Consider the following 21,273-nt stretch of genomic DNA (forward strand, 5'->3'; position numbering starts at 1 on the left):
GCGATCACCGTGGCGGGGTTCGGCGCGCTCTCAGCGCGGGAGGTGCTTCAGCGCGAACTCCAGCTCCATCCGGACCTGCTTGATCCGCTCCTCCACGACGAGCGAGCCGTGCCCGGCGTCGTAGCGGTACACCTCGTGCACCGCGCCGCGCGCCGCGAGCCGGTCGACGTAGTGGTCGATCTGCCGGATGGGGCAGCGCGGGTCGTTGACCCCCGCCGCGATGTGCACCGGCGCGGTGACCGCGTCCACGTACGTCAGCGGCGAGGACGCCTCGTAGCGCTCCGGGACCTCCTCCGGAGAGCCGCCGAAGAGCGTGCGGTCCAGCGCCTTCAGCGCCTCCATCTCGTCGTGGTACGCCGTCACGTAGTCGGCCACCGGCACCGCGGCCAGGCCCACCGCCCAGGCATCCGGCTGCACGCCCAGCCCCAGCAGCGTCAGGTACCCGCCCCAGGAGCCGCCCGAGAGCACCAGCCGGGCCGGGTCGGCCAGCCCCGAGGCCACCGCCCACTCCCGGACCGCCGTGATGTCCTCCAGCTCGATCAGCCCGACGCGGTGCTTGAGGGCGTCGGTCCACTCCCGGCCGTACCCCGTCGAGCCGCGGTAGTTCACCCGCACCACGGCGAAGCCGTGGTCCAGCCAGGCCGCCGGACCCGCGGCGAACGCGTCGCTGTCGTGCCAGGCCGGGCCGCCGTGCACCTCGAACACCGTCGGGAAGGGGCCCTCGCCGTGGCCCACCGGCCGCTGCGCCAGCGCGTGGATCCGGCCGCCCGGGCCCTCCACCCACACGTCCTCCACCGGCACCGAGGCGGGCGGCCGGAAGCCGGGCGGCTCCAGCACGACCCCGCCCGCCGTCGACCTGATGGCGGAGGGCTCGGCCGCCGAGGACCACTGGTACTCGACCGTCCCGTCGGGCCGGGCCGTCGCCCCCGAGACCGTCCCCAGCGGCGTGTCCACGCGCACCAAGTCCCGGCGGGCCAGGTCGTAGCGCCACAGCTCGCTGCGCGCCTCGAAGCTGTGCACGACCAGCAGCGCGGAGGCGTCCGGGTACCACTCGGCGCTCACGTCGCCCGGCAGGTCCAGTGCCAGGTCCTCCTGCGCGCCCGTGGCCACGTCCCACACCATCGGCTCCCAGCGGCCGCGCCGCTGGTGGCCGACGAGCAGCCGGGTGTCCCCGGCGACCGGGGCGAAGCCCAGGACCTCCAGGCCGAGTTCCTCCGTGCCCCCCTTGGAGTCGTCCAACTCGGCGACCGTGGCGCCGTCCAGGGTGAGCACGCGCAGGGAGGCGTGCATGGCGTCGCCGTGCTCGGTGTGCTCGATCGCCAGCAGCGTCCCGTCCCGGGACAGGTCGCCGACGCCCGCCGACTCGCGGTGCCGGTAGATCACCACCGGCTCGGCCCCGCCCGGGCGCACCACGTGGACCGTCGAGCCCTCCTCGTCGGTGGACCGGCCCACGACCGCCGTGCCGTCCCGGCCCAGCGCGAGGCCGGATGGGTACGAGGGCTCCAGTCCGGGCGTGGCCGGCTCGTCGGGGCCGCCCGCGAAGGGCTGGCGCACCCAGGTGCCGAACTCGTCGCCGTCGGTGTCCGAGAACCACCAGATCCACTCGCCGTCGGGGGAGAGCGTGCCGTCTGTGGTGCCGTTCGGCCGGTCGGTGGCCTGCCGCTGCGTGCCGGCGGCGCGGTCCCAGGCGTACAGCTCGTACGTCCCCGTCGCGTTCGACACGAACAGGGAGCGGTCCGGGGCGTCCTCGGCCCATTCGGGCAGTCCGACGCGCGGCGCCCTGAAGCGCTTCTCCCAGTCGGGCATGGCCGTGTTCTCAGTCATACCCCTATGTAACCCGATTGGCGCTGTCGGATGGTCGGGCCGGGCCGGAGGGAGGAGCGTGGGCACCGTCCCACCCAGCCGTATTCCCGTGAGGAGTGATCATGGCGAAGCAGCGCAAGGAACCCGCGCAGGACACCCGCCGAGCGTCGCAGTCCGGGTCCGGGCAACGGCAGCAGCCGGGGCGGCTGGTCGAGGACATCGGAGAGGCGCAGCGGCTGGCCATGGAGGAGGACCGGATGCGCGAGCAGCGCAGGAAGGGCGGTCGCGGCTGAACCGCGCCCCGGGCCCCGGCCGGCCGGCGGCCCGGGCCCGCACGCCCTGCGGATGCCGCCCGCGCCGAACGGGAGGACAGTGGAGGGACGTACGCCCTCCGGTGTGCCCCGAGGAGGAGTGACCATGGCCAAGAAGGACCGCGCCGGCACGGCACAGGCCGCCGAGCGCGAGCGCGAGCGGGCGAAGAACACCGCGGCCGAGGCCCGCGCCAAGTCCGCGGCGCGCGAGGCGTCCCTGTCGGCGAAGACGAGGGGGATGCAGCAGAAGGCCCAGGCCAGGCGCGGCTGAGCCGGCGTCCGCCCGGCCGGGTGCCCGGCCCGGTGGCGCCCGGCCCGGTGGCGCCGGGCCCGGTGGCGCCCGGCCCGACGGGCCCGCGGTCTCCCGCCGATTCCCGGGAAACCGCGGGCCCCGCCCGTAGGCTGGCCGCATGCGGATGATCGTTCGGGGGGCCCGCCTGCAGGCGGCCGACGGCCCTGTGCTGCGCACCGGCCTGTACGACGTGGAGGTCGCCGAGGACGGCCGGATCGCCCGGGTCCTCCCGTATGACGACCAGAAGGAGCCGCCGGCCACCGGTGTGCGCATCGAGGCGCACGGCGGACTGCTGACCGCGCCCTTCGTCGAGCCGCACATCCACCTCGACACCGCGCTCACCGCCGGGCAGCCCCGGCCGAACGCCTCCGGCACCCTCTGGGAGGGCATCGCCTGCTGGAGCGAGCGGAAGCGCACCCTGACCCGCGAGGACGTGGTCGCGCGCGCCACCGAGGTGCTGCGTTGGCAGGCCGCCCAGGGCGTGCTGCACGTGCGGACCCACTGCGACGTCACCGATCCCGCGCTGACCGCGTTGGACGCCCTGCTGGAGGTGCGCGACCGGGTCCGGGGCGTCATGACCCTCCAGATCGTCGCCTTCCCGCAGGAGGGCATCGTCTCCTTCCCCGGCGGGGAGGCCCTGCTGCGCGAGGCGGTGGTCCGCGGCGCGGACGTGGTCGGTGCGATCCCGCACTTCGAGGACACCCGTGAGGACGGCGTCGCCTCCCTGGGGATCGCGTTCGCCGTCGCTGAGGAGCACGGGCTGCGCGTGGACGCCCACTGCGACGAGATCGACGACGAGCAGTCCCGGTTCGTGGAGGTGCTGGCCGCGCACGCCCTGCGCACGGGGCTGCGGGAGCGGGCGACGGCCTCGCACACCACGGCCATGGGCTCCTACGGCGGCGCCTACAGCTTCAAACTCCGGCGGCTGCTCGCGCGCTCCGGCATCAACCTGGTCGCGAACCCCTTCGCCAACCTCAACCTCCAGGGCCGCTTCGACTCCTATCCCAGGAGGCGCGGCCTCACCCAGGTGAAGGAGATGCTGGCCGCGGGAGTGAACGTCGCCTTCGGGCACGACGACGTCATGGACCCGTGGAACGCGCTCGGCACGGGCAACCCGCTGCAGACCGCCCTCGTGGGCCTGTACGCCGCCCAGCTGACCGGCGCGGACGAGATCCCCGTGGCCTTCTCCATGGTGACCGACCGCGCCGCGCGCGTGCTGGGCCTGACGGAGACGGAGTACGGCATCACCGAGGGCGCGCCCGCCTCCTTCGTCCTGCTGCCGGCGCCCTCGGCGACCGAGGCGATCCGGCTGCAGGTGCGGCCCCGGTACGTCGTCTCCCGCGGGACGGTCATCGCCGAGACCCCGCCCGCGCCGGCCCGGCTGAGCTGGCCGGGCGAGCCGCCGGCGGAGGTCGGCTTCGGCGGGTCTCCTACCCTGAACCGTCATGAGCACCTGGATACGTGACACTGCATCGGGCCGCGCCGCCCTGGAGATCGCCTCGGAGTACGCGGACCCCGCGCTGCTGAACCACTCCGTCAGGTCGTACGCCTTCGGCGCCGAGTACGCGGCCCGGCACGGCCTCGACTACGACGAGGACCTCCTCTACGTCAGCGCGCTGGTCCACGACCTCGGCCTGACCGCGCCCTTCGACAGCCACACCCTGCCCTTCGAGGAGGCCGGCGGGCACGTCGCGCGCGTCCTGACCGCCGGACTGGGTTGGCCGGCCGAGCGGCGGGCCCGGGCCGCGGAGATCATCGTCCTGCACATGCGGGACGACGTCACCGCCGCCGAGGACGTCGAGAGCCACCTGCTCCAGGTCGGCACCAGCGCCGACGTCTCCGGGCTGCGGGTCGGGGAGTTCGACCCCGGCTTCGTACGGGCGCTGCTCGCGGAGCACCCGCGGCTCGGGTTCGGCAAGGCCTTCACCGCCCTGTTCGAGGAGCAGGCGGCGCGCAAGCCCGGGTGTGCGGCCGCGGGCTGGGTCGCGAGCGGCGGCGCCGGGCGCGCCGGGAGCAACCCGCTGGACCGCATCTAGCCGCGGCCGGCCCGCCGGCGGCCCGCGCGCTGCCGCGGGCTCCCGGGCACCCGCGCCCGGTGCCTGCCGGGCACCTGCGCCGGGTGCCCGGTGCGCGGCGCGCCCGAACGCCGCGCGGGCCGATCGCGCCGCACCTCCGCCGGACCTCCACCGCACCACCGGTCGCCCCCATGCTGTGCTCCGCACTCGGGGGATGAACAGGGGAACCGCACGCATGTTGCTCGCGCAGTCCACGGCGCCGACCGCGCCGCCGCCGGAGCGCGAGCGCTCCGCCACGCGCTGGGTGGTCTTCGGGGCGACCGTGGACTCGCTGGGCACCGGGCTCAGCACCGTCACGGTGCTGCTCTACTTCGTGACCGTCATCGGCTTCGACGCGGTCTCCGTGGCCGCCGCGATGTCGGTCGGCGCCGTCCTGGGGCTGCTCAGCCCCGTCCCCACCGGCTGGCTGGCCGACCGGGTCGGGCTGACCCGGATCTACTGCGGTGCGCTGATGCTGCGCGGCCTCGGCTTCCTCGCGTACACCGTGACCGGCACCTTCGGCTGGTTCTGCGCGGTCACCCTGGTGCTGATGACGCTGGAGACCACGACGACCTCGCTCCAGCAGACCCTGGTGGGGGCGATCTTCTCCGAGGAGACCCGGGTCCGCGCCATGTCCCGGATCAGCGCCGGCCGCAACGCCGCCCTCGGCGCGGGCACGCTGCTCGCGGGGCTCGCGCTCTCCACGGGGTCCAAGCCCCTGCTGGTCTCGCTCCTGGCCGCCAACGGGCTCTCCTTCTTCGTCTTCTCGCTGATCGTGCTGCGGCTGCGGCGGCAGATGCCCGAGGCGCCCGGGGAGGCGGCCGCCGCCGACGACGACGGTGCCGGTGCGGCGCCGTCCGTGCCGGTGTTGCGCAACGTCCGGTTCCTGGCGCTCTCGGCCTCCAACGGACTCCTGTTCCTGCACGACGCCGTCCTCTTCGAGCTCCTTCCCCTGTGGACGGTGACCCAGCTGCACGTGTCGGCGGGCGTGATGTCCGCCCTGCTGGTGCTGAACACCGTGCTGAGCATCGGCCTGCAGGTCCTCTTCGGGCGCATGGAGGCGATCACCCGCAATCCCCGCCCGGTGCTGGCGGTCGCCGTCGCGCTGCTGGCGGCCGCCTGTGCGGCCGGGGCGTGGACCGAGCAGGGGCTGCCCCGTTTCGCGGTGGTCGGCGGCTGCGTCCTCGTCGTCGTCCTGCTCACCGTTGGCGAGAACCTGCACTCGCTCGCGGGCTGGCAGGTCTCCTTCGACCTCTCGCCGGAGGACCGCCGCGGCGAGTACACGGCCGCGTTCAACATGAGCTACGGGCTCCAGCGCGCCATCGGACCGGTGCTGACGGTCGGACTCGTCCTGGGACACGGCATTCCCGGGTGGCTCGCCCTGTCCGCCGTCTTCGGGGCGGGATGCGCCGGATTCCTGGCATTCTCCCGGAGAGCCACCAGAGCGCCGCATCTGTAAAGTCCAAATTTCGCCATTGGGTAAATCTGGACGGAGCTGAGTGGCCGTCAATATGCTGGCCTGCACAGAACTTCAAGATGTCTGTACTGTGACTGACGTCGCATCAGTCGGACTGCCGCCGCGTTAACGATCATTGCTAGAGTCCAAAACTGGCCAGCCGTTATTTTCGGGTGTGCCGGAATTCGCCACGGAATCGGTGATCGCCTTTCCGTGGCACACCGCCCGCTCGAACACCGCGGCGGCGACCGAAGTGGAACCAGAGCGCGTGCCGCCCGACGACCTCGGGCGGGGCGGGCCGAGACGGGGAAGGGCCGTGCCTCATGACCTATGACACCTCCGGGGTAATCGCCGAGCTCAAGAGCCGCAACCTGCTGCCGGACGCGTACGAGACGGTCTTCGCGAGCGGCTCGCTGATCAGAGGCTGGGGCAACCCGACCAGCGACCTCGACGTCCACGTGGTCACCGAGGAGCCCTGGGCCAGCACGATCGACGAGACCAACCACGTGGCCCTGGAGCCCAACACGCTCCAGTACGAGGGCACGTTCGTCGACGGCCGCCGCTGGGACGTGGAGTACTGGACGTCCTCCCAGATCGAGCAGGTCCTCGCGAAGATCTCCACCGAGCAGTTCGCCGACGACCAGGGCGCCTGGCGCACCCTCAGCTACCACGAGATCGCCATGCTGGAGCGGCTGCCGTACGCGGCCGCGGCCGACGACGGCGCCTGGCTGGAGCGGACCCGCGAGCGCCTCGCCGCCTCCGCGCACCGCTCGGTGCTGATCGTCAACTCCCTCAAGCAGGCGGACAGCTACACCGAGGACGCGGCCGGCCAGATCGCCCGCGGCGACCTGCACAGCGCGGTCATCGCCACCCGCAACGCCTTCAGCCACGCCGTCGACGCGCTCACCGCGAGCCTGGGCCAGTTCGGCAGCCTGTGGCCCAAGTGGCGGGCCCGGCGGATGCAGATCCTCGACCCGGAGCTGCTGCCGTTCGACGCGTACTGGGCCATCGAGACGATGCGCTCCTTCGACCCGGACCACCCGCAGAAGTGGATCGAGGAGACCATCGCCGTCTGCCAGCGGATCTCCATGGAGGTGTCGGTCTGATGCCGGTCGACGACAACATCGCGGTGGGCCCGGACTCGGTCGCCTCGCTGCCGCTGAACGTGAAGATCCGGAACCACCGGGGCGTGATGGTGGTCGGCGGGTACGAGCACTTCTTCGAGCTGACCGGCCCCGCCGTCTCGATCTGGCGCGGGATCGACGGGAAGCGGACCGTGCTCGAGATCGCCGCACTGATCGCCGAGGAATACGACATCGACCGGGAAACGGTCGTGCCGGACATCGTGGAACTCTTCACGGAACTCGCCCGGCACGATGTCGTGAAAATCGCCTGAGGCGGTTCACCGGCGGTCCGGGCGTCAAGGGGTCACCCCCTCATGCTCCATTGCCCGTGAATTTGAAATATCGGGGGCATTACATGCTGGACGATCTCCAGTTCGATGTATTCGGTCCGCTCGCCGTTCGGCGGTCCGGAAAATCCATAGAAATTCCGCAGGCAAAACACCGGGTCCTCCTGGCGTCCCTGCTGCTGCGGGCGGGACGCACCCTCACGGCAGAGGAGCTCATCCAGCAGCTCTGGGGCGGTGAGCCCCCGCTGACCGCACGCAAGACCCTGCAGGGCTACATCGCCCGCCTGCGCAAGGTCCTGGGCGCCGACGTGCTCGTCAGCCGCGCCTCCGGCTACGCCATCGTGGCCGGGGGCGGGCAGCTGGACCTCGACCGCTTCAACACCCTGCTGCAGAAGGCCGAACAGTCGGCCGAACCGGTCGAGCGGGCCCGGCTTTTCCGCGAGGCCCTGGAGCAGACCAAGGGCACCCCGCTCGTCGACATCCCCTCGGAATACCTTCAGCAGGGGGACGGCGCCGCCCTTCTCGAACGCTGGTTGAACGCCACGGAAAACTGGGCCGACGCGGAAATGGCGGTCGGGCGGTACGCGGACGTGCTGCCCCGTCTCAGGGCCCTGGTATCCGAACACCCTTTCAGGGAAAGCGCATGGGCCCGGCTGATGACGGCCCTGTACCGGGCGGGGCGCCAGGGCGAGGCCCTCAGCACCTATCAGGAGGCCCGCCGGCTGCTGTCGGAGGAACTCGGCGTCGAACCCGGCGCAGAACTCCGCGACGCCCACCGCCTGATCCTCGCCGGACCCGCCGGGCCCGGCCCCGCCGCGGAAGCGGAACCCGCGCCGGCGGTGCCCGGGGCGCCCGCCCCGGCCGGCGGCCCCCGGCCCGCCGCCGCCCCGTACACCCTCCCGCCGCGCTTGGCGGAGTTCGCCCGGCCCGGCATCGAGGCCGACCTGATCCGGCGGCTGCGCGAGGTCTCCCGGGACGGCGCCGAGCGCACCGTGCCGCAGACGCTCAACCTGTACGGCGCCGTCGGCGTCGGCAAGACGACCATGGCGGTCCGCATCGCCCACGCCGTCAGCCCCCTCTTCCCCGACGGCCAGCTGTACGCGGAGCTGCAGAGCGGAGACCGCTTCCGCGAACCCGCGGACGTGCTCGGCGAGCTCCTGCGCGCCCTCGGCGTCGCACCCGAGGCCCTGCCCTCGGAGCTCGGCGAACTGGTGGCCCTGTACCGGGGGCTGCTCTCCCACCGGCGGCTGCTGATCGTGCTCGACGGCGCCCGCGACGAGGCCCAGGTACGGCCCCTGCTGCCGCCCGCGCCGACCTGCGCGGCCGTGGTGACCAGCCTGGAGATGCTCTCGACCCTCGGCGGCACCCGGCACGTGCGGCTCGGCCTGCTCTCGGAGGCCGAGTCCCTCGAGATCCTGGGCCGGATCGTCGGCCGGGAGCGCCTGGCCGCTGAGGAGGGGGCGGCGAAGGACCTCGTGCGGTACTGCGGCCGGCTGCCGCTGGCCATCCGGATCGTCGGCGCGCGGCTGCTGGAGCGCCCGCACTGGAGCCTGGAGCAGCTCGCGCGGCGCCTGGAGTCCGAGCGCCGCAGGCTCGACGAGCTGGTGGTCGGCGACCTCGGCGTCCGCGACAGCCTGGCCCTCGGCTACGCCGCCCTGACCGCCCCCGAGCAGCGGGCCTACCGCCTGCTGAGCCTGCTGGAGATGCCGTCGGTGTCGGTACGGGTCGCGGCGGCCGCGCTGGGGCTGCCCGAGGACCGCACCGAGGAGATCCTGGAGCGGCTCACCGACCGGCACCTGCTGGAGGCGGACTTCGTCAAGGGCAGCGGGGTGCGCTTCTCCTACCACGGGCTGGTCCGGCTCCACGCCCGCGAGCTCACCTTCAACGTGGACCCCGTGCACAGCAGGCACGGCGCCGTGCAGAACGCGCTCGCCGCCTGGTACGCGCGCCCCGCGGGGGCACTCGTACCGCTGCGGGCCACCCCGGCCGGACCGGCCCTGCGCCGGGCCGCGGCCCTGCCACCGGAGCTCGGCTTCACCGCCTGAGCCGTACCCCCCGCCCGCCTCCCACGTCCCTCCCATCCCCTCACCCCCACGTCCCGCCCCCGCCATACCGCCCGCGGCACCCCGCCCGCGGTCCGCGCGGGGGCAGAACCGAGGAGACCGCGACCGTGATCGAACGCTATTCCCGGCCCGAGATGGCCGCCCTGTGGACCGAGGAGCACAAGTACGCGACCTGGGCGCGGGTCGAGGTGCTCGCGACCACCGCCCAGGTCGAGCTCGGCGTCGTGGACGAGGCCAGCCTGGAGGACATCCGGCGCGCCCCCGTGCCCACGGTCGAGCGGATCCGCGAGCTGGAGCTCACCCGCGACCACGAGATCCTCGCCTTCCTCGCCGCGTACACCGAGACGATGCCGCCGGACTCCGCCCGCTGGGTGCACCACGGGATGACCAGCTACGACCTCGTCGACACCTCCCTCGGCCACCTCCTCGCCCGCTCCTGCGACCTGGTCCTGGACGCGGCCCGCGCCTTCGCGCTGCTGCTCGTCGAGCGCGCCCTCGAACACTGGGACACGGTCTGCATCGCCCGGACCCACGGCATCCACGCCGAGCCCACCACCTTCGGCCAGAAGCTCGCCGTCCACGCCTTCGCCCTGCACCGCAGCATCGAGCGGCTGACCGCCGCCCGCGCCGCCGTCGCCGTCGGCACCATCTCCGGGCCCGTCGGCACGTACGCGCACATCTCCCCGTACGTGGAGGAGTGGGTCTGCGGGCAGCTCGGCCTCGGCGTCGAAGCGATGCCGACCCAGGTCGTGGCCCGCGACCGGCACGCCGAGCTGCTCTCGGCGCTCGCCGTGGCGGGAGCCGTGGTCGAGCAGTTCGCGCTGGAGATGCGCATGCTCCAGCGCACCGAGGTCGGCGAGGTCGACGAGCCGCGCACCAGCGCCTACCAGGGCTCCAGCGCGATGCCGCACAAGCGCAACCCCACCACCAGCGAGCGGCTGTGCGGCCTCGCCCGGATCCTGCGCTCCAACGCGGGCGCCGCCTACGAGAGCGTCGCCCTGTGGCACGAGCGGGACCTCGCGCACTCCTCCGTGGAGCGGGTCATCCTGCCCGACAGCCTGACCGTGGCCCACTACCAGCTGGTGTCGGCCGCCGAACTGCTGCGCGGGCTGCGGGTCTTCCCCGAGCGGATGGCCCGCAACATCGACGCCACCCGGGGCCTGGTCTACAGCTCCGAAGTGTTCCTGGACCTGGTCGCCCAGGGCCGGGACCGCGAGGAGGCCTACCGGCTCGTGCAGGCCGCGGCCACCGAGGCGTGGGAGCAGGAGTCGGCCCTGTCCGACCGGCTCGCCGCCCGCGGCGTCGAGGTCACGGCCGAGCAGCTCGACCCGCGCCGCTTCCTCGGCAACCGTGACCACCTGAAGTCCCGACTGAACGAACTGAGCAAGGAGTTGCAGCGCCATGTGGAAGTGTGAGCCCGTCGTCGGTGCCAGCCTCGACGTCGCCGAGGTCATCGGCCTCTACCGAGCGTCCACCCTCGGCGAGCGCCGCCCGATCGAGGACGTGGAGCGGTTCACCCGCATGCTCGCGGGCGCCAACCTGGTGATCACCGCCCGCCTCGACGGCCGACTCATCGGCATCGCCCGCTCGGTCACCGACGGCTCGTACGTCACGTACCTGAGCGACATCGCCGTGGACGCGGAGTTCCAGCGCCAGGGCGTGGGCCGGGACCTGATCCGCGCCACGCGCGAGGCCGCACCGCAGGCCAAGCTCGTGCTGCTGTCGGCCCCGGCCGCCGTCGACTACTACCCGCACATCGGGTTCACCCGCCATGAGTCCGCATGGACCCTCGATGCCCTCGGCTGATCCCGGGACCCGCGGGACCGGGACCGCTCCCCGGTCCCGTCCCGCCGCCGAACGACGTTTTCGTAGGTGACGAAATGCTTCTGAAGACCCCCGGATTCGCTGCCCAGGTCACTGCGGCCGCCGCGCGGGCCCGCGCCTGCGCGCAGGCCGCCGACGCCATCCGCATAGCGGCCACCCTGGACGGGATGGTCCCCGAACAGGTCGGCAGAGCCGCCATGGGGCTCGGCGAGCGCGTGTACACGGAGCTCGCCGAGGCGCAGGCCGCCGGCTTCGACCCCGTCGCCGGCCCGGTGGACGGCCCGGCCGGCGACCCGGCCGCCGGTGCGGGCGGGGAAGCCGGCGAGGACGGCGCCGGGACGGGGGACCTGCTGATGCTGACCGAGACCGGCCGGCTGCGCGTCGTCCCGGCCGGGACCCGCCCGGCGGTCGGCGGGACGGCCGAGGCGGCCGAGCCGCTCGGCACGCTCAAGTGGCAGTCCCGGCCCCGCTCGCTGGGCCGGCTGTGGGCCCTGGCCCAGGACGTCCAGCGTCGCCAGTTCGAGGAGCTGCGCCGCTGGCTGGCCCAGCAGGACGAGGAGGCGGTCCGCCGGCGCATCGACGCCATCGGCCACGCCCTGGTCCACATGGCGCCCGTGCTGCTGTACGTCGGCGACCGCTTCTACAGCAACCTCGGCCGCTTCAGCAATCTGCCCGGCCGTTCCATGGCCCCCGGCGCAGAGGGCTCCCTGCTCACCGGCCTGGCCCGCACGCCGGCCGCGCAATGGGCCCCCGAGGACGCCACCTTCGTGGTGTGCATGCACGCCCTGATCAACTCCGGCTCCCCGGTCCGCGCCGAGGAGTTCAACGGCGTCCAGCTGGTCCCGGACGAGCTGGCCGACTTCCTGTGCGAGCGCATCGAGGCGTACGGCGACCCCGTCCCCGAGGTGGCCGGCGAGCCCACCGGCGCCGCGCTGGAGACCCTGGCCGCCGCCTGCGCCGGTGCGCGGGCCCGGCGGCTCGGCGAGGGCGCCGTGTTCTACCGCGAGATCAACGGGGCCTCCCTGCACAAGCGGGAGCGGATCATGTCCGAGCCGTTGGGCTGGGACGAGCTGCCCGCCGAGGTGGCCGGGCTGCTGTCGGGCGCCGCCGGGCGGCCCTTCCCCCCGGTGGACGGGCCCGGGACCGTGCGGGCGTACGCGGAGGAGGTCGTCGAGCGGGTCGTGCGCCTCGCCGCGCCGGCCGGCTTCAGCAGCCCGTACGAGGGGTTCCTGCACCGCTTCTTCGAGACCGCGGCCGGGGCCCTGGACTGCGACGTGGCCATGGGCCGCGGCCCCAAGAGCACCGCCGTGCTGCACAGCGACGTGCCCGCCGAGGACCGGATCGCCCTGGCCACCCGCGACTTCTACTGCTGCGTGGCGCCCAGCGGCGGCTTCGCCGCCCGGTTCGCCGAGGACCGGGCCGCCCTGGCCAAGACGCTGTCCGCGTACAGCGCGCGGATGCGCTACAACACCTGGCACTACCTGCCGCACAGCATGTCCTGGACCGAGCGGACCCCGACGCGCGACGACTGGTTCTTCGCGCCGATGACCGCCGACATCACCAACTGGTCCGACCAGCACCACACCGGCCACGTCACCTTCGGCGTCCGGCACGCCCTGCGCGTCCCGCTCGGCATCGTGCTGGAGGGGGAGTACCGGCCCGGCCTGTACGACCTGAGGCTGCTGCGCACCTCGGGCGAGGAGTTCGGGCTGGAGCACCTGCGGGCCGCCATGGTCACGGGCCGGATCCAGGCCCTGCTGCACCAGGCGGCCGCCGACCGGGGCCTGGTGGTCCGCGACTTCGACAACGGCTGGTTCCGGGACTTCCATGGCGCCTGACCCGCGGTTCGCCGACATCCGCACCCTGCGCGCGCTGTACGCGGACGGCAGCCTGCTCCCCTCGGAGCACGTGGCCGCCACCTTCGAACTGCTCGCGCAGTGGGAGCCGTACCTCGGGGCCTTCCTCACGCTCGCCCGCGAGCGGGCGGGCGCCGAGGCCGAGGCAGCCGACCGGCTGCTGCACCGCCTGGGCGCGGCCGCCTGGCGGGAGCGACCGCTGCTCGGCATGCCCGTCTCGGTCAAGGACCTCACGCCGACCGAGGGGCTGCGCACCACCCGCGGCTCCCTGCTGCACGCGGACACCGTGCCCGAGCGGGACGCCCCGGCCGTCGCCCGGCTGCGCGCCGCGGGGGCCGTGGTCATCGGCAAGACCAACACCACCGAGGGCGGCTGGAGCGCGGCCTCGGTGAACCGCCTCCAGGGACCCACCCGCAACCCGTGGGACCTCTCCCGCACCCCCGGCGGCTCCAGTGCGGGCGCGGCCGCATCGGTGGCCGTGGGCATCGGCGTCGGCGCCACCGGCACCGACGGCGCCGGGTCGATCCGCATCCCCGCGGCGTTCTGCGGGGTCGTCGGCTTCAAACCCTCCCTGGGGCGGATCCCGTACGTGCCGCAGAGCCCCGAGGAGCTGTCCCACCTGGGCCCGCTGACCCGGACCGTCGCGGACGCGGCCCTGCTCACGCAGGTGATGTCCGGCCACGACCCGGGCGACCCGCTCTCCTTCGGCCTGCCCGCGCACCTCGGCGCGGGTGCCGCCGGCGACCCCGCCGCCGACCTGGAGGCCGCGGCCGGACGGCTCACCGGCCTGCGGATCGGCTGGATCCCCTCGCTCGGCGCGCCCGCACCGGAGCCCGGCATCGCCGCCGCCGCCCGCCGGGCCGTGGAGGCGCTCGCCGCCCGCGGACACACCGTCGAGGAGATCGACCCGCCGTTCGAGGACCCGTACCCGGCGCTGGAGGTGATCCTGGCCGCCTGGGAGGCGGCCGCCCACGCCGACGACCTGGACGCGGTGGCGGACCGGCTCGACCCCGGCCGCCTGGAGGTCGTCCGGTACGGGCGCGGGCTGAGCGCCGCCCGCCTCGCGCAGGCGTACGAGGCCCGGAGCCGGCTCAGGGCCCGCGCCCAGGCCCTGATGGAGCGCTACGACCTGCTCGCCCTGCCCACCGTGGCCGTCGCCCCGTTCGCCGCCGAGCGCCACGGGCCGGCCGCCCCCGTCCGCAAGGGCGCCCTGAACTGGCTGGCGTGGGCCCCCGAGGCCTACACCTTCAACCTGACCGGCCAGCCGGCGGTGTCCGTCCCCGCGGGCCTCGCCCCCGACGGCCTGCCCGTCGGCCTGCAACTGGTCGGCGCCCGCCACGCCGACCCCACGGTCCTCGCCGCTGCCCGCCAGGTGGAGCAGGACCGCCCCTGGCACCACTGGTACCCGGCGCTCACGACGCCACGGCTGGAAGAGGACTGACCCATGACGACGACCGGATCCCCCCACGAGGCCGGCGCGCACCGCTACGCCCGCTTCGCCACCGGCAGCGTCGGCTTCGTCGCGCGGCACGGACTGTGGAACGAGGCCCAGCGGGCCGCGGCCGAGGCCCTGGAGGACACCCTGTCCTCCCTGGAGTTCGTGCGCGTCGGCTTCGGCGACCCGCACGGGCTGATGCGCTCCAAGACCCTGACCGTCGACGCCTTCCGCACCGCGCTGCGCAACGGCATCGACATGAGCCCCGGCCCGTTCGTCTTCGACACCGGCCACGCCGTCGGCGTCGACTTCTTCGCCCCGGGCGGCGGCATCGGCATCCCCGAGCTGACCGGCGCGGGCGACTTCCTGATCGTCCCCGACCCGCTGACCTTCAAGGTGCTGCCGCACACGACCGAGGCGGCCACCGGCTGGGTCATCGCCGACGAGTACCTGCGCGACGGCAGCCCCCACCCGCTGTCCAGCCGCGCGGTCCTGCGCCGCCAGTGCGAGCGCGCCGCCGCCCGGGGCCTGGCGCCCGTGGTCGGGCTCGAGGTCGAGTGGTACGTGACCCGGCTGGCCGAGCCGGCGCCCGGCGCGGCCGCCGCGGCCGTCGGCGGCTTCGGCGTCCAGGGCGAGCCGCCCGCCGTCGAACCCGTCAACGGCGGCTACCAGTTCAACCTCGACACCCACACCGACGGCCTGATGCACCTCGTCGCCCCGCTGGCCCGGACCCTGCGCGAGCTCGGGCTGCCGCTGCGCACCGTCGAGCACGAGTCGGGCCCGGGGCAGCTGGAGTTCACCTTCAGCCCGATGGACGCCCTCGACGCCGCCGACGCCATGCTGCTCTTCCGCACCGTCGCCAAGCAGGTCTGCGCCCGGCACGCGCACCACGCCTCCTTCATGGCGCTGCCCCGCCTCGACCGCTTCGACCCCAGCGGCTGGCACCTGCACCAGTCCCTGTTCGACACCGCCGCCGACCGCAACGCCTTCGTGCCCGACGCGGGCGGTGACGGCCCCGGCGACGGCGCGCTGCTGTCCGAGGCGGGCCTCGGCTACGTCGCCGGGCTGCTCGAGCACGCCGCCGGGATCGCGCTGTTCTCCGTACCGACCGTCAACGGCTACCGCCGCCTCGACGAGCAGTTCTCCCTCTCCCCGGACCGGGTCGTGTGGAGCGCGGAGAACCGCGGCGCCCTGGTGCGCGTCCTCGGCGGCCCCGGTGAGGAGTCCACGCACGTGGAGAACCGCATCGGCGAGCCCTGCGCCAACCCCTACCTCTACCTCGGCGCGCAGCTCGCCGCCGGCCTGGACGGCATCGAGCGCGGGCTGCGGCCCGGCGACAGCGCCGAGGACCCGCACGCCGCCTCGGCTGCCCCGCTGCCGCGCGACCTCGCCGAGGCGGTGGCCGCGATGGAGGACAGCGCCCTGGCCCGCGACCTGCTCGGCAAGCAGCTCCACGACTGCCTCGTGCAGCTCAAGCGCAGCGAGGTGTCCCGGTTCCGGGAGTGGCTCGCCGAGGCCGGCCCGGCCGCCGGCCCCGGCGAGGTCACCGACTGGGAGCACCGCGAGTACTTCGCCGCCTACTGACCCGACCCGCAGTACCCGCATGAAGGGATTTCCAACAGTGATCGTCGCGATGGACGGACCCGACGGAGCCGGCAAGAGCACGCAGGTCAAGCGGCTGCGGTCATGGGCCGAGAGCCAGGGCCTGTCGTTCCGCGTGGTGGGCAAGTGGCAGGTCTTCGAGGAGGCGGAGGTGCCCGAGGCCCGCTTCCTGCGCGGCACCACCCTCGACGAGCTGCGCGTCTGCATCGCCGAGATGCCCAACCCGGCCCGGATGCTGTTCCTGGGCTGGCTCAACACCTTCGCCGCGGAGCGGGCCCGCGCCGCCGACGAGGACCTCGTCGTCCTCGACGGCTACTGGGTCAAGCACGCGGCGACCGAGCTGCTGGCGGGCTGCCCCAAGGAGCTGGTCGACGCGATCGTCGGCGCCATCGCCCCCGTGGACAACGTCGTCTTCTTCGACGTCACCCCCGAGGAGGCGCTGCGCCGCAAGAAGGGCGACATCACCCCGTACGAGTGCGGCCGCGACCCCGAGTGCCGCCCCGAGCGGTTCCTGGCCCACCAGGCGGCCACCCGCGACGTCATGCTGGAGTGGGCCGGGCAGCACGGCTGGGACGTCGTACGGGCCAACACGGCCGAGGCGGCGGCGCAGCAGCTGCGCAAGCTGCTCGCGCCGAAGCTGGGGGTGGAGGTCAACCCCCGTCCGGCGGCGGTCGACGCCCCGGCCGGACCGTGATGCCGCGCGAGGAGCGGAGCCTGCGGCGCGGCCTCGCGGCCGCGCTGTTCGTGCGCTACCTCGGAGCGGGCAGCTGGGCGCCCCTGCAGGTGCTGTTCTTCGTCCGCTCCGTGGGCCTGTCCACCGGCAACGTCGTCCTCGGACTGACGGCGGCCGGGCTGGCCGGGCTGGTCGCGGGCCCCGTCGTCGGGCGGCTCGCCGACCGGTTCGGGCCGCGCGAGGTGGGCATCGCCGGCCTGGTCGCCCAGGCCGGCGCGGCCGGGGCGCTGCTGACCGTGGACGGGATGGGCGGCTTCCTCGTGGTGATCACCCTGATCGCCCTGGGGCGCGGTGCCTTCCCCGCGATCAGCGGGGCGCTGGTCGCGTACGTCGGCGGCAAGGACCGGGTCGCGTACCGGGCGCGGATCTACTCCCTGCAGAACCTGGCGATGGTCTCCGGTTCGCTGCTGGGCGGCCTCGCCCTGCAGGCCGACACCCGTACCGCGTACGTGATCGCGATCTGCGCGGACGTGGTGTCGTACCTGGTGGCGGCGCTGCTGGTGGCCCGGCTGCCGCACCTGCCGCCCGTGCCCCGGGAGGGCGGCCCCGGCGGGCGGCGGTACGCGCTGTCCGACAGGCCGTTCCTCGCCGTGAGCATGCTCGCGGGGACCCTCGTGATGTTCGACGTCTTCATGACCGTGCTGATGCCGGTGTGGATCGCCGAGTACACGAAGGCCCCCCGCTGGACGGTCTCGCTGGTCTTCGCGCTCAGCTGCACCCTCGTGGTGCTGCTGCAGACCAAGGTGGCCCAGGGGGTCGAGACCCCGCGGCAGGGCGCGCTGACGATGCGGCGCAGCGGGCCGGTGATCGCGCTCGCGATGGGCCTGGTCTTCGCGGCGGCGCACGTGCCGACGTGGGCGGCGGTGGGGCTGGTCCTGCTCGGCACCGCGGCGCTGACCCTCGGCGAGATGCTGTTCACGGCCGGCGAGTACGCCCTCTCCTTCGGGCTGGCCCCCGAGCACGCCCAGGGCGAGTACCAGGGCGTCTTCGCCGTCGGGGTGGGCATCGGCGGGGCGGTCGCGCCGACCGTGCTCAACGCCCTGTGCCTGGGCGCGGGACCGCTGGGCTGGGCCGTGCTCCTGGCGGTCATGGTGGCGGCGGGCGCGGCGGTGCCGCCGGTGGCGGCCCTCGCCGAACGCGGCCGGGACCTGCGCGAGCGCACGCCCCGGCCGGCCGCCTGAGCGGCCGCCCGGGGCGGGGCCCGAGGTCGGGGGCCTCAGCCCCGGGCGGCCACCAGGCGGGCCACCTCCGACTCGATCCCCGGGTCGTGGGCGGCGAACTCCTCGCGCCGGGCCTTCTCCTCGGCGCGTACCCGGTCCAGCACCGGCCCGGACCAGGGGGCGTCGAGGACGACGCCCCACAGGGCCTGCATGCGGGCCCCGCGCGACATCTTCGCCCCGAAGGCGTCGCAGCTCAGGTCGATCCGCCGGTAGCCGTGCTCCGACGCGTACTTCACCGCCTCGTAGTAGGTCAGGTTGAAGTACAGCTTGGCCTCGCGGGCGATCGAGTCGTCCAGGCCGTGGGAGCGGGCGTACATGGTGTCGCCCCAGAAGAAGAACTGGGTGAAGCCCACCATCCGCTCGCCCTGGTACGCGGCCAGCACCCGGCAGTTGTCGTCGAACAGCGGGGCCTGCTGGGCGAAGCGCTCCGACTCGCTCTCGTCGGTGACGGGGTGGCCGTAGCGGATCAGCACCTGCGCGGAGAGCGGACCGAGCAGGTGGTGGCACTCGGAGAGCCGCTTGACCTCGGTGCGGCAGCCCGCCTCCGCGTAGCGGCGCATCTCCCGGCGGATGGAGGTGAACTGGTGGGAGGTGAAGAGCCCCCGGTACCCCTCGATCCCGCCCGGCAGGACGGGCAGCACGGCGGTGGCGTCCATCAGCACCACCCGGTCCCGCGGCCCCAGAAGCGGCAGCAGCCGCTCCACGGAGGCGTCGGTCAGGTAGAGCAGGGCGGTCAGGGCGCCGTCGGCCGCCCCCAGGGCGCGGAACCGGTCGAGCACGGCGGCCACCGCGGCCCCGGCGGCGGCTGCGGGCGCACCCGGGGCGACGAGGACCTCGCTGATGTAGCCGAGGCGGGTGCCGCCCAGCAGCAGCGGCCGCTCGGGCGTGGCGGGTTCGGCCGCGCCCGGGAAGAGGACGGCGGGGTCGTAGAAGTGCGGGACCTTGCCGGTGAAGCGGTGCGTGGGCAGGCCCGCGACGTACGCCCCGTCGACGGAGGCGACCAGGTGGCGGGAGGCGGAGTCGGCGAGCTCCTCGCCGTACTCCAGCCAGCGGTGGCTGGAGTAGAGGGCGGCGTCGCCGGCGAGGGCGTTCCACTCCGCCGGATCCGCCTCGCGTATCGAGGCGAACTCCAGGAGCTCGGGCCCGGATGCCGCCCCGTCCGCCCTGTCCGCCGTGCTGCCCGTCCCAGCCGCCACCGTGCACGTCCTTCCGGTTCGTTCGTGATCAACTTGCAGGCCACGCTAGGCCAGGTTCAGCCGTGCGCGCGGTCCAGTACGCGAAAGCCGGCCATCCCGTCGTCGATGCGCAGGTAGGCCAGGCGGGCGGCCGTCGCACCGCGGCGTGCGTACATGTCGGCCGCGGCCGCGGTGAGTTCGGCGGGGTCGGCCTGCGGGTCGGAGTCCAGGTGGTCGGAGACGGTGGTCTGCACGAGGTCGGAGTCGGCGTCCACGGCCAGCCGGTCGGTCAGGGTGACGGTGAGGCCGTAGCCGTGCCGGGCGGCCCAGTCGCGCAGCTCGCCGCCGGCGGCCAGGCCGTCGCCGGTCTGGAGCAGGAGGGCGGTGAGGTGCGCGGTGCCTCCGGGGGCCAGGTGGCGGGGGAGTCCGGCCAGGACGCGCCGGCCGACGCTGAAGCCGTCCTCGCCGCCCTCGTGGGCGGCCTCCTCGCCGCGGGCGGAGAGGGTCGGCAGGAAGGGGATGTTCGCCACGACGTGGCCGTACGGCTCCACGTCGGAGGGCAGCGGGTCGTACAGGTCGCCCACCAGGACCTCGATCCTGTCCGCCAGGCCGTTGACCTGCGCGTTCAGCCGGGCCACCCCGGCCGTCCCCGGAAGCAGCTCCACCAGGGTCGCCGTCAGGCCCCGCCGGGCGGCGACCAGCCCCTGGAAGCCCGGCCCGGAGCACAGGTCGAGGACTGGGGCGCCGTCCCGGTAGCCGGTCCGCCGGGCCAGCGCGATCGAGTCCCGGCCGAAGTAGTGCCGCACCGGGAAGGGGCTCGGCGGCTCCGCGAAGAGCCACACCCCCGACGAACGGAACAGGCTCACGTCGACGAGCTGGACCCCGTCCCCGCCGCGGGCGGCCACCCCGCCCTCGACCAGCGCCGGCACGGCCTCGGCCAGCGCCGGGGGCAGCAGGTCCTCCCGGACGGCTTCCCCCAGCAGGAGGAACCCGGCGACGGTGCGCAGGGGGCCGTCGAGGCCGCGCAGGCCCGCGGCCCACTGGAGGCGGTCGACCGAGTCCCCGGGGAAGTCGGCCAGGAACTCCGCCAGGCCTAATCGCTCCAGTTCGGCGACGAGCCGCCTCACCGGGCGGCCGCCGTTTCCGCGCCGGCGGAGCCCGGCAGCCCGATCCAGGTGCGCAACATCAGCCTGCCGCCGCCCCCGCCGCCGGCCGCCGCACCGTCCTGGAAGGCGGTCCTGCCGTGGACGATGGACCGGTTGTCGATGAAGATCATCTCGCCGGGCTCCAGGCGCGCGTGCGTCTGGAGGTCCCGCCGGTCCAGCAGCGAGTCGAGCAGGTCCAGCGCCTTGACCTGCTCGGGCGTCAGCGGCGGCACGTGCGGGTGGCGGTGGCCGATCTCGATGTAGTCCCGCAGGTAGTACATGCGCTCGCGGCCGCCCTCGTACGCGAACACCGGCCGCTCGGTGGTCAGCGGCACGCCCGGGGTGTCGTCACGGGTGTCGAAGTGGACCGGCAGCCGCAGCGCGGCCAGCTCCTGCGGGTGGTCCGCGAGGATCTCCAGCAGGTCGCTGACGTGCACCAGGACCAGGGATCCGCCGCTGACGGCCTGCCGGAAGCAGAACAGCGTGAAAATGTCCGGAAGCCGACCGGGCCGGTGCGCGGCATCGGTGTGCAGGCTGCCGCCCTGCCGGCTGTCGGAGTAGCGGCCGGTCGCCCCCTCGCCCAGCTTGACCCCGCGGTCGCGCACGTCGCGCAGCAGGGCCCCCGCGCCGTCCTGCGGCAGCAGCTCCCCGGCGAGCTTCGAGACGGCGACGGTGAACCGGCGGGCCTGCTCCTCGGTGAGGCCGCCGAGCCCCCCGAGGACGAAGTAGCCCGGACGGGCGTCCAGATGGCGCCGCACCAGGTCCTGGACGGTCGCCTCGAACTCCCGGAACCAGGGCTGCGCCGCCTCCTCGCCGGTGCTGTCGGCGACGGCGGCCGCCAGCTCGGGATCGAGGGTGTGGCGCACGGGCGCGAACGGATCGTTGCTGTTCAT

Annotated in this window: 19 protein-coding genes; 15 read left to right on the plus strand and 4 right to left on the minus strand. The window is 74.2% G+C overall.

The genetic code is table 11. The features are described 5' to 3' along the window. Positions 1–30: 30 nt before the first annotated feature. Positions 31–1,824: a prolyl oligopeptidase family serine peptidase gene (locus AB0953_RS02355; RefSeq protein ID WP_366857470.1), complete on the minus strand. Its 1,794-nt coding sequence runs from the start codon at positions 1,822–1,824 to the stop codon at positions 31–33. A gap of 101 nt (positions 1,825–1,925) precedes the next feature. Between AB0953_RS02355 and AB0953_RS02360 the strand changes: the two genes are divergently transcribed. The 15 genes from AB0953_RS02360 (at position 1,926) to AB0953_RS02430 (ending at position 18,021) form a co-directional block, all read left to right on the plus strand. Beyond that, positions 1,926–2,096, plus strand: coding sequence for a hypothetical protein (locus AB0953_RS02360; RefSeq protein ID WP_366857471.1), 171 nt, complete (start codon positions 1,926–1,928; stop codon positions 2,094–2,096). Positions 2,097–2,220: 124 nt separating this feature from the next. Beyond that, positions 2,221–2,385 (plus strand): hypothetical protein, encoded by a 165-nt coding sequence (locus AB0953_RS02365; RefSeq protein WP_366857472.1) that lies wholly within the window; start codon positions 2,221–2,223, stop codon positions 2,383–2,385. Between the two features lie 139 nt (positions 2,386–2,524). Next, the gene (codA, locus tag AB0953_RS02370; protein ID WP_366857473.1) at positions 2,525–3,871 is read left to right on the plus strand and encodes a cytosine deaminase; all 1,347 of its coding nucleotides are present in this window, start codon (positions 2,525–2,527) and stop codon (positions 3,869–3,871) included. Next, positions 3,852–4,442, plus strand: a complete 591-nt coding sequence (locus AB0953_RS02375; protein WP_366857474.1) for an HD domain-containing protein — start codon at positions 3,852–3,854, stop codon at positions 4,440–4,442. The genes codA and AB0953_RS02375 overlap by 20 nt, the downstream gene beginning before the upstream one ends. A 214-nt stretch (positions 4,443–4,656) precedes the next feature. After that, positions 4,657–5,919, plus strand: coding sequence for an MFS transporter (locus AB0953_RS02380; RefSeq protein ID WP_366857476.1), 1,263 nt, complete (start codon positions 4,657–4,659; stop codon positions 5,917–5,919). Positions 5,920–6,239: 320 nt separating this feature from the next. Then, entirely contained in the window at positions 6,240–7,022 is a 783-nt protein-coding gene (locus AB0953_RS02385) for a hypothetical protein (RefSeq protein WP_366857477.1), read from the plus strand. Next, entirely contained in the window at positions 7,022–7,312 is a 291-nt protein-coding gene (locus tag AB0953_RS02390; RefSeq protein ID WP_366857478.1) for a PqqD family protein, read from the plus strand. The genes AB0953_RS02385 and AB0953_RS02390 overlap by 1 nt, the downstream gene beginning before the upstream one ends. A gap of 83 nt (positions 7,313–7,395) precedes the next feature. After that, entirely contained in the window at positions 7,396–9,372 is a 1,977-nt protein-coding gene (locus AB0953_RS02395; RefSeq protein WP_366857479.1) for a BTAD domain-containing putative transcriptional regulator, read from the plus strand. A 125-nt stretch (positions 9,373–9,497) separates the two neighbouring features. Further along, on the plus strand, positions 9,498–10,805 hold the full coding sequence (gene purB / locus AB0953_RS02400; RefSeq protein ID WP_366857480.1) for an adenylosuccinate lyase: 1,308 nt from the start codon (positions 9,498–9,500) through the stop codon (positions 10,803–10,805). Further along, positions 10,792–11,196: a GNAT family N-acetyltransferase gene (locus AB0953_RS02405; RefSeq protein ID WP_366857481.1), complete on the plus strand. Its 405-nt coding sequence runs from the start codon at positions 10,792–10,794 to the stop codon at positions 11,194–11,196. The genes purB and AB0953_RS02405 overlap by 14 nt, the downstream gene beginning before the upstream one ends. A gap of 74 nt (positions 11,197–11,270) precedes the next feature. Then, positions 11,271–13,052: a hypothetical protein gene (locus AB0953_RS02410; protein ID WP_366857482.1), complete on the plus strand. Its 1,782-nt coding sequence runs from the start codon at positions 11,271–11,273 to the stop codon at positions 13,050–13,052. After that, positions 13,042–14,511 carry an amidase family protein gene (locus tag AB0953_RS02415; RefSeq protein WP_366857483.1) on the plus strand — a complete coding sequence of 490 codons (1,470 nt, stop codon included), beginning with the start codon at positions 13,042–13,044 and terminating at the stop codon, positions 14,509–14,511. Before AB0953_RS02410 ends, AB0953_RS02415 begins: the two co-directional genes overlap by 11 nt. Positions 14,512–14,514: 3 nt before the next feature. Beyond that, complete coding sequence (locus tag AB0953_RS02420) at positions 14,515–16,089, plus strand: glutamine synthetase family protein (protein WP_366857484.1); 1,575 nt, start codon at positions 14,515–14,517, stop codon at positions 16,087–16,089. 49 nt (positions 16,090–16,138) lie between these two features. Continuing rightward, positions 16,139–16,801, plus strand: a complete 663-nt coding sequence (locus AB0953_RS02425; protein ID WP_366857485.1) for a thymidylate kinase — start codon at positions 16,139–16,141, stop codon at positions 16,799–16,801. After that, positions 16,801–18,021 (plus strand): MFS transporter, encoded by a 1,221-nt coding sequence (locus AB0953_RS02430; protein ID WP_366857486.1) that lies wholly within the window; start codon positions 16,801–16,803, stop codon positions 18,019–18,021. Before AB0953_RS02425 ends, AB0953_RS02430 begins: the two co-directional genes overlap by 1 nt. 35 nt (positions 18,022–18,056) lie before the next feature. On the opposite strand, the gene AB0953_RS02435 is transcribed toward AB0953_RS02430, so the two are convergent. From AB0953_RS02435 to AB0953_RS02445, 3 genes are read right to left on the minus strand one after another with little or no spacing between them, the layout of a single operon-like run. Continuing rightward, positions 18,057–19,256, minus strand: a complete 1,200-nt coding sequence (locus AB0953_RS02435) for a GNAT family N-acetyltransferase (RefSeq protein WP_366857487.1) — start codon at positions 19,254–19,256, stop codon at positions 18,057–18,059. 56 nt (positions 19,257–19,312) lie between these two features. Beyond that, positions 19,313–20,362 carry a hypothetical protein gene (locus AB0953_RS02440; protein WP_366857488.1) on the minus strand — a complete coding sequence of 350 codons (1,050 nt, stop codon included), beginning with the start codon at positions 20,360–20,362 and terminating at the stop codon, positions 19,313–19,315. After that, positions 20,359–21,273: a TauD/TfdA family dioxygenase gene (locus AB0953_RS02445; RefSeq protein WP_366857489.1), complete on the minus strand. Its 915-nt coding sequence runs from the start codon at positions 21,271–21,273 to the stop codon at positions 20,359–20,361. The genes AB0953_RS02440 and AB0953_RS02445 overlap by 4 nt, the downstream gene beginning before the upstream one ends.

The sequence above is a fragment of the Streptomyces sp. NPDC046866 genome (assembly GCF_040704625.1).
Taxonomy (GTDB): Bacteria; Actinomycetota; Actinomycetes; order Streptomycetales; family Streptomycetaceae; genus Streptomyces.